This window comes from Brevundimonas sp. AAP58 (assembly GCF_001295975.1).
Taxonomy (GTDB): Bacteria; Pseudomonadota; Alphaproteobacteria; order Caulobacterales; family Caulobacteraceae; genus Brevundimonas.
In genome coordinates, this window is sequence record NZ_LJHU01000089.1 from 1 (window position 1) to 6,228 (window position 6,228).

Annotated in this window: 7 protein-coding genes; 1 reads left to right on the top strand and 6 read right to left on the bottom strand. The window is 67.7% G+C overall.

Features of this window, described 5'->3' with window-relative positions; all coding sequences use genetic code 11:
- Positions 1-33 precede the first annotated feature (33 nt).
- The 6 genes from sufD to IP78_RS11615 form a co-directional block, all read right to left on the bottom strand.
- Positions 34-1,047 carry a Fe-S cluster assembly protein SufD gene (gene sufD, locus IP78_RS11590; RefSeq protein ID WP_054111841.1) on the bottom strand — a complete coding sequence of 338 codons (1,014 nt, stop codon included), beginning with the start codon at positions 1,045-1,047 and terminating at the stop codon, positions 34-36.
- A 136-nt stretch (positions 1,048-1,183) separates the two neighbouring features.
- The gene (gene sufC / locus IP78_RS11595) at positions 1,184-1,933 is read right to left on the bottom strand and encodes a Fe-S cluster assembly ATPase SufC (protein WP_054111842.1); all 750 of its coding nucleotides are present in this window, start codon (positions 1,931-1,933) and stop codon (positions 1,184-1,186) included.
- Positions 1,933-2,187, bottom strand: coding sequence for a hypothetical protein (locus IP78_RS11600; RefSeq protein ID WP_054111843.1), 255 nt, complete (start codon positions 2,185-2,187; stop codon positions 1,933-1,935). The genes sufC and IP78_RS11600 overlap by 1 nt, the downstream gene beginning before the upstream one ends.
- A complete protein-coding gene (gene sufB / locus IP78_RS11605) occupies positions 2,184-3,650 on the bottom strand; it encodes a Fe-S cluster assembly protein SufB (RefSeq protein WP_054111844.1) in 1,467 nt (488 codons plus the stop codon). The genes IP78_RS11600 and sufB overlap by 4 nt, the downstream gene beginning before the upstream one ends.
- 3 nt (positions 3,651-3,653) lie before the next feature.
- On the bottom strand, positions 3,654-4,793 hold the full coding sequence (locus IP78_RS11610) for a cysteine desulfurase family protein (protein ID WP_054111845.1): 1,140 nt from the start codon (positions 4,791-4,793) through the stop codon (positions 3,654-3,656).
- Complete coding sequence (locus IP78_RS11615; protein ID WP_054111846.1) at positions 4,790-5,272, bottom strand: Rrf2 family transcriptional regulator; 483 nt, start codon at positions 5,270-5,272, stop codon at positions 4,790-4,792. Before IP78_RS11615 ends, IP78_RS11610 begins: the two co-directional genes overlap by 4 nt.
- Before the next feature lie 160 nt (positions 5,273-5,432).
- On the opposite strand from IP78_RS11615, the gene IP78_RS11620 reads away from it, so the two are divergent.
- Complete coding sequence (locus IP78_RS11620) at positions 5,433-6,083, top strand: alpha/beta hydrolase (RefSeq protein ID WP_054111847.1); 651 nt, start codon at positions 5,433-5,435, stop codon at positions 6,081-6,083.
- Positions 6,084-6,228 lie beyond the last annotated feature (145 nt).

A 6,228-nucleotide genomic window follows, 5' to 3' on the forward strand; every position in this document is an offset into this window, starting at 1 on the left:
TCCCCCGCGCCGCTTCGCTCTGCGGGTGAGGATCTACAGCCGATCCGTCAGCCATTCCCTCACCACCTCTCTCGCGCCCTCATGCGCGATCCGGTCGACGACCTCGAACAGAAACGCCTGGGTCAACAGGGCCCGCGCCTCGTCCGCCGGGATGCCGCGCTGCTGCATGTAGAACAGGGCGCTCTCGTCCAGATTGCCGACGGTGTTGCCGTGGGCGCACTGCACATCGTCGGCATAGATCTCCAGCTCCGGCTTGGCGTCCACCTCGGCCCGCTCGCCCAGGATCAAGGCATGGTGGCCCATCCGCGCGTCGGTGCCGTCGGCTCCGCGCTCGACGACGATCTTGCCCTGGAACACGCCGCGCGCGGTGTCGCGCACGACCCCCTTGGTCAGTTGCGAGGTGGCTCCGTTCAAGCCGCCGTGGCGCACCACGCTGGTCAGGTCGCTGTGGCGCTCTCCGGACAGGGCGTAGAGGCCGTCCAGTGTCACCGCCGTCGCCTCGCCGCCGTGGGACAGATGGGTCTCCTGGCGCTGGAGCTTGGCACCGGCGGTGATGGTCGTCTGGCGATAGACCGCGCCCGGCGCCGTCTTCACATGCGCCACCGAAACCGAGATCGCATCCGCCGGCTCGTCGATCACCACGACCCGCGTCACCTCGGCTCCCGCGGGGATGTCGAGATCGATCCGATAGTTGGCGACATATCCTGCGCCCACCCCTTCATGGCTTTCCAGCAGGGTCAGCTTCGCGCCCGGCTTGACGGCGATCCGCACCGAGGCGCTGTGCCCCGTGCCCGTGGCATCCGACACGAACCTCAGGCGCAGCGTCTGCTCGCCCGAAGCGACGAAGGCGTCGGCCCCGACGGCCCGCCCGTTGGCGAAGGCGATCTCCTCGCCGCCGAGGTCCGCGAACGGCCCGCCCGGCGCGATCTCGACGACCGGAGACGGCAGCGGGGTCTCGCGCAGCACCCGGGCCAGGTCGGTGTATTTCCACGCCTCGACCCGCCGCGACGGGAAGGTCGAGGGATCGCGCAGATCGACGGCGCTCATCGTCTCTGCCCCCGTTCACGGGGGAGGGGGACCGCCCGAAGGGTGGTGGAGGGGGCGGACGCGCGCACCGTGTCTGGGGTCGCCCCCTCCACCGCTTCGCGGTCCCCCTCCCCCGCGATGCGGGTGAGGATATCCATCACGCCGCCTGCGGCAGATACTTGTCGTACCCTTCCGCCTCCAGCTGATGCGCAAGCTCCGGCCCGCCCGAGGCCACGATCCGGCCGGCGGCCAGCACATGCACCCGGTCCGGTTTGATGTAGTCCAGCAGTCGCTGATAGTGGGTGATCACCAGCATCGCCCGGTCGGGGCTGCGCAGGGCGTTGACCCCCTCCGACACGATCCGCAAGGCGTCGATGTCGAGCCCCGAATCCGTCTCGTCGAGGATCAGCAGCGACGGCTCCAGCAGAGCCATCTGCAGGATCTCCATCCGCTTCTTCTCGCCGCCGGAGAAGCCGACGTTCAGCGGCCGCTTCAGCATCTCGAAATCCATCTTCAGCGCCGCGGACGCCGCCTTGACCTGTTTCAGGAAGGCCGGCACCGACACCTCCTCCTCGCCCCGCGCCCGCTTCTGCGCGTTCAGCGCCGTGCGCACGAACGTCAGGGCCGGCACACCGGGGATCTCGATCGGATACTGGAAGGACAGGAACACACCCTTCGCGGCCCGCTCGGCCGGCTCCAGGTCCAGCAGGCTCTCGCCCCGCCACTCGACCGCGCCTTCCGTCGCCTCATAGCCAGGCCGCCCCGACAGGGCATAACCCAGCGTCGACTTGCCCGCTCCGTTCGGCCCCATGATGGCGTGCACCTCGCCCGCCGGAACGTCGAGCGTCAGCCCCTTGAGGATCGGCTTGTCGCCGACGGAAACGTGGAGGTTGGAGATGGAGAGCATCAGTCAGAACCCGAAACAATCTTTCCCTTGCGGGACAGCAACCAGAACAGGACAGCGAGGGTGATAGGGGTCGCCAGCACGACCGCGATCATGAACAGCGGCCGGCCGAGCTGGACCTGCTGCACAGCCGAGAGGACAACCAGCAGCTCGACGCCGATGACGGCCAGAAGCGCGGCCCATCCCTTGGCGGTCACAGGCATCCAGCGCAGACCGTCCTTGGACCGGAACCAGGGCCGGACGTCAGCGTCGCTCACCCCACGCTCCCTTCCAGACTGATCGCCACCAGCTTCTGCGCCTCGACGGCGAACTCCATTGGCAGTTTCTGCATGACGTCGCGGACGAAGCCGTTGACCAGCAGGGCCACCGCCTCTTCCTGCGAGAGGCCGCGCTGCTGGGCGTAGAATAGCTGGTCGTCGGACAGGCGCGTCGTCGTCGCCTCGTGCTCCAGCTGGGCCGAGCCGTTGCGGGCCTCGATATAGGGCACGGTATGAGAGCCGCAGTCGCCGCCGATCAGCAAGGAATCGCACTGGGTGAAGTTCCTCACCCCCGTGGCCTTCGGATGGACCGAGACCAGGCCGCGATAGGTCGAGTCCGACTTCCCGGCCGAGACCGCCTTGGCGATGATCCGGCTCTTCGAGTTCTTGCCCAGATGGATCATCTTCGTGCCGGTATCGGCCTGCTGATGTCCGTTGGTGATAGCGATGGAATAGAACTCGCCCGAGCTCTCCTCCCCGCGCAGCACGCAGGACGGATATTTCCAGGTCACCGCCGATCCGGTCTCGACCTGGGTCCAGCTGACCTTGGACCGGTCGCCCCGGCAATCCGCCCGTTTGGTGACGAAGTTGTAGATGCCGCCCTTGCCCTCGGCGTCGCCGGGGTACCAGTTCTGGACGGTCGAGTATTTGATCTCGGCATCGTCCAGGGCGACCAGCTCGACCACCGCCGCATGCAGCTGGTTCTCGTCGCGCATCGGGGCCGTGCAGCCCTCGAGATACGAAACGTAGCTGCCCTTGTCGGCGATGATCAGGGTCCGCTCGAACTGGCCCGTCTGGCTCGCATTGATGCGGAAATAGGTCGACAGCTCCATCGGGCACTTCACGCCCGGCGGGATGTAGACGAACGACCCGTCCGAAAAGACCGCGCTGTTCAGCGCCGCGAAATAGTTGTCCGAGACCGGCACCACCGACCCCAGATACTGCCGCACAAGATCGGGATATTCCCGCAAGGCCTCGGAAATCGGCATGAAGATCACGCCGACCTTCGCCAGCTCGGCCTTGAAGGTCGTGACCACGCTGACGCTGTCGAACACGGCGTCCACGGCATAGCGCGCCGCGCCCTCCACCCCGGCGAGGACTTCCTGCTCCTTCAGCGGGATGCCCAGCTTCTTGTAGATTTCCAGGATCTCGGGATCGACCTCGTCCAGCGACTTGGGTCCGTCCTTCTTCTTGGGCGCGGCGTAGTAGAACAGCTCCTGATAATCGACCGGCGTGTATTTCACCGACGACCAGGTGGGCTCCTCCATCGCCAGCCAGCGCTCATAGGCGGCCAGACGCCACTCCAGCATCCACTCCGGCTCGCCCTTCTTCTCGGAGATGAAGCGCACGATGTCGGCGTTCAGCCCGCGCGGGGCGTATTCCGTCTCGATGTCCGAGGTGAAGCCGTGCTCGTACTTCTCCAGCGCGGCGACGGCATCGATGGTTTCCTGAACAGCAGCCATGACTTAGGCGGTTTCCTTCACACGGGCCGAATGACGCGCGCGCTGTCTCGCATATGCGCGCGTCCACGCCTCGGAGAAGCGCGACCAATCGTCTTTCGTGGTGCCCCATCCACCCGAGACGCGCACGCCCCCGGTCGCCAGATCCATCCGGCCCATGGCCACGATCGTCCGGCTGGGCTTGGTCTTGCCGGACGAACAGGCGCTGCCTGCCGAGACCATGATGCCTTCCAGATCCAGCACGATCAGGGCCTGCGGGCTCTCCCAGTCGGGCACCGACAAAAACAGGGTGTTGGGCAGGCGCGGCGCGCCCTTGCCGATGATAGTCGCGCCCGCCGCCTCGACGGCCGCTTCCGCCGCATCGCGCCAGGCGACGTGAGCCTGCGCCGCCGGCAGGTCCCGCACCGCGCACTCGGCCGCAACGCCGAAGCCGTGGATGCCCGGCACGTTTTCGGTCCCGGCCCTCAGGCCCCGCTCCTGCCCGGCCCCGCGCACGATCTGCACCGCCGACCGGCCTTCGCCCAGCACCAGGGCGCCCACCCCTTGCGGCCCGCCCAGCTTGTGCGCCGACAGCGTCAGGGTGTCGGCCTTCAGCGCCGCCATCGAGACCGGGATCTTGCCCGCCGACTGGATGGCGTCGACGTGCAGCCAGCCGCCGGCCTCGCGCACCAGGGTCGCCGCCTCGCGGATCGGCTGGATGACGCCGCTTTCGTTGTTGGCATGATGGATCGCCACCACCGCCTTGCCCGGTGCCCGCAGCAGCTCCGACAGCTTGCCGAGATCGACCACGCCGCGCGCATCGACCGGCAGCACCTTGACCGGCTTGCCCGACGCGATCGCGGCTTCGGCCACGCAAGGGTGCTCAGACGCGCAGACGATCAGCCGCTCACACCCGGCCGCGATCGCGCTGGCGATCGCCTGGGCGTTGGATTCCGTGCCGCCCGAGGAAAACACCACGGACTGAGCATCCGCCCCGACCATCTCAGCCACGCGCGCCCGGGCTGTCTCAACCCGCGCCCGCGCCCGCCGTCCGGCCGCGTGCACAGCCGACGGATTGCCGTTGTCGGCCAGGGCCTCGGCCATCGCCGCCTGCACCTCGGGACGCACCAGGGCCGAGGCGTTGTAGTCGAGATAGACCGGGCTCATGCCGCCACCCCGACCGCGGCCTGGACATCGCCCGCCACCGGCGCGCGCCGCGTCCGGTTCAGGATCACGTCCTCCAGCGACACGCTGGACAGATAGCGATGGATCTCGTCGCCCAGGTCTTCCCAGAGGTTATGGGTGATGCACCGTTCGCCGGCCATCATGCAGCCGCGTGGCGAGGAATGGGCCGCGCACCGGGTCGCCCGGATCGGCTCGTCGACCGCCAGCACGATCTCGGCCACCACCGTCTCGCCCGCCGTCTTGGCCAGGCGATAGCCTCCGCCCGGCCCGCGCACGCTCTGGACCAGCCCGCTCTTTCTCAGCCGCGCGAACAGCTGTTCCAGATAACTCAATGAAATCTCTTGCCGCGTGGCGATCTCGGCGAGCGACACCGCCCGTGCCTTTCCGCCCTCGGCGCGGCCATGCCGGGCCAGGTCGGCCATCGCCATCACGGCGTATCGTCCCTTGGTCGACAGTCGCATCGTCGCCTTCGCAAAAATCGCGCGCCTTTTCGGGGTCCTGTGCTATGACCCGCCGCTTCTCGAGGCGGCCTGCGCGCCCCATCGGACTTAGAAAGTCCGACTGTGGCGGTCAAGTATTTCGCGGCCGCGAAACGACAGTTGAACGGATTCCAGAGCCCCTATGCCTGAAGTCATCCTGCCCGGCGCCTCCGGCCGCATCGAAGGTCGCTACTCCCCCGGCAAGCGCGCGAACGCCCCGATCGCCCTGATCCTGCATCCTCACCCCAAGGCGGGCGGGCACATGAACAACCCGGTCGCGGTCACCCTGCACCAGCTGTTCGTCAAGCGCGGCTTCGCCACCCTTCGCTACAACAGCCGCGGCGTCGGCAAGTCCCAGGGAGAGTTCGACAGCGGCATCGGCGAGCTGGCGGACGCGGCGACCGCGCTCGACTGGCTCCAGTCCAACAATCCCGCCGCCACCCAGACCTGGGTCGCCGGCTATCAGTTCGGGGCCTACATCGGCATGCAGCTTTTGATGCGCCGACCCGAGACGGACGGCTTCATCTCGGTGTCGCCACCGTCGAACATGTACGATTTCAGCTTCCTGGCCCCCTGCCCGGCGTCCGGCCTGTTCCTGCACGGCACAGCCGACACCATCGTGCCGCCGATCGAGGTCGAGCGCGTGGTCAACAAGCTGCGCACCCAGAAGGGCATCGTCATCGACTATGAGCTGGAAGAAGGTGCCAGCCACTTCTGGCAGGACCACCTCCCGGCGGTCGAAACCCGCGTTGGGGCTTATCTCGACAAACGGCTGGAAGCCGAGCCCGCCTGATCAATAGATCAGGTGTGGCTGCCGGGCCTGGTCCCAAGCCGCCTCGTCCGGCCGGGTCAGGGCGTCCAGATCGCCAGGCGCTGCCTCGGCGTCGTCGACCCACTCCCGCAGACCCGGCCCGCCGTTGATCGTGTCGATCGGCAGG